Genomic DNA, 2,152 nt, shown 5'->3' with positions numbered 1-2,152 from the left:
AACACTCTTTCGATACCCGACGCTCTTCCGATCTCCAAAAAACACAGCACCTTTACGAGCAGGTCGACATCCCCCACCTTCACCAACAAGCCCACCCCGGCCTCGCGCCACCCACTCTGTCCCACGCGGCGCAAATCGGACACACCATCGCCTCCACACCCCTAGACTTTACGACGATGGACATCCTCAACAGCCGCATCATCCTGCGACCCCGGGACTACGCGACCACCCTGGCCTTCTATCGGGATTCCCTCGGCCTGGCGATCTATCGCGAATACCCGGGCGGAACGGTTTTCTTCGCCGGGCAGTCGCTCATCGAGGTGGCGGGGCACGGCGGTTCCGACGCCGATCCGCGGGGTTTCGCGGGCGCGATCTGGTTGCAGGTGCGGGATGTCGCCGCGGTGGCGGTGGAGTTGACGCTCAACGGGGTGGTGATCGACCGGGCACCGGTGACCGAGCCGTGGGGCCTGGTGGAGATGTGGGTGACCGACCCGGACGGGGTGCCGATCGTGCTGGTCGAGGTGCCGGAGGAGCACCCGATCCGACGGGACACCCGCTGACCCGGTGTGGGTCCGAGTTTTCTGCCGGGTTGCCAACCCCCCGTCCTCCGGGCGACGATACGATCGGATGGCCGCCCGATCACCGACGCCCGGTGCGACCGCTTTCGTACCGTCCGACGAGTGAATCGCAGTCCCATGCCTGGCCCAGCCCAATCCGATCAGCCGGCTCCGGCACCCTGTCCCGGCAGCATCGAGCCCTGCTGTCCGCTTTCCGGCGGACATGAAACCATCGCTGCCGTGAGCGAGCGCAGCGAGCGAATCGCGGCCTTCCGGCAAGCCGGGGACAAGGCGCGGCCGTGACGAAAACCTTGCGTACTCTGCCCATACCCACCGGCAGCGGCGTCAGCGATGTGCTGCCGCACCTGCGGCAGGTGCTGGACGGTAGCGGTTCGGCGGCCTGGCTGCCGGTGCCGGCCAGCGACCGGCGCGAAGCCCGCCGGCTGGGTGACGCGCTCGCCCCGGGCGAGCCGATCGGCGACGATATCGCGCTGGTGGTCACTACTTCCGGTACGACAGGGGTCCCGAAGGGCGCCATGCTCACCGCCGCCGCGTTGCGAGCCAGCGGTGATGCCACCCATGAACGGCTCGGCGGCCCCGGTAGCTGGCTGCTCGCCCTGCCCACCCATCACATCGCCGGACTGCAGGTGCTGCTGCGATCGTTGCTGGCCGGTACCGAGCCGACGGTGGTGGATGTCTCCGGCGGTTTCCTGCCCGAGGCGCTGGCCGGTGCGATCGCGGGTATGCGCGGGGAACGCCGGTACACCTCACTGGTGCCGACACAGTTGATCAAGGTCCTGGAGACGCCCACCGCGACAGCCGCGCTGGCCGAGCTGGACGCCGTGCTGATCGGCGGCGCCGCGACCCCCTCCCCGGTGTACGAGCGGGCCCGGGACGCCGGAATCAATGTCGTGCGCACCTACGGGATGAGTGAGACCTGCGGCGGCTGCGTCTACGACGGTGTCCCACTGACCGGGGCCCGGGCGCGGATCGAGGACGGCCGCATCCTGCTCGGCGGCGAGATGCTCGCCGCCGGGTACCGCAATATGCCCGACCACCCGGCATTCGCGGAACCGGGCTGGTTCCGCACCGATGACGCCGGGATCTTCCAGGACGGCGTACTGCGCGTCCTGGGCCGGTTGGACGAAGCGATCAGCACCGGCGGCCTGCTGGTGATCCCGCAGGTGGTGGAGGCGGTACTCGCCACCCATCCCGCGGTGTCGGAATGTGTCGTGCTCGGCCTACCCGACGACAGGCTGGGTCAGCGGGTGGCGCTCGTGGTGGTCCCCACGCCCGGGTCCGCGCCCACTCTCGACGAACTGCGCGACCATGTGCTGGCCGAACTGGATGCCGTGGCCGCCCCGCGCGAACTCACCCTCGTCGACGAGATCCCGCTGCTGGGACCGGGGAAACCCGATCGCGGCGCACTGCGCAGGTTCCTACTGGCCGAATCGACCTCCTGAGCAGCGGTCCGCGGCGGGTGGCCCCGCGGGCCCCGCCCGCTGGGTGAGGGCTGCTCGGGGGCGGAGTGGCCAGCGGAATACGGTGCCCGCGGAACCGCGAGGCGCGGGTGTGGGGTGATCGGCCGGTTAGGA

Annotated in this window: 2 protein-coding genes; both read left to right on the top strand. The window is 69.7% G+C overall.

Annotated elements, in window-relative coordinates; genetic code table 11:
- Positions 1–176 precede the first annotated feature (176 nt).
- On the top strand, positions 177–560 hold the full coding sequence (locus ACLML9_RS28565) for a VOC family protein (RefSeq protein ID WP_411948402.1): 384 nt from the start codon (positions 177–179) through the stop codon (positions 558–560).
- A gap of 296 nt (positions 561–856) precedes the next feature.
- Complete coding sequence (gene menE / locus ACLML9_RS28560) at positions 857–2,020, top strand: o-succinylbenzoate--CoA ligase (RefSeq protein ID WP_411948401.1); 1,164 nt, start codon at positions 857–859, stop codon at positions 2,018–2,020.
- The last annotated feature ends 132 nt before the right edge of the window (positions 2,021–2,152 follow it).

The organism is Nocardia sp. NPDC002869 (assembly GCF_046764065.1).
GTDB classification, from domain to species: Bacteria; Actinomycetota; Actinomycetes; order Mycobacteriales; family Mycobacteriaceae; genus Nocardia; species Nocardia rhamnosiphila.
The sequence above is the reverse complement of the archived record's forward strand: the minus strand, read 5'-3'. Positions and strand labels throughout refer to the sequence as shown.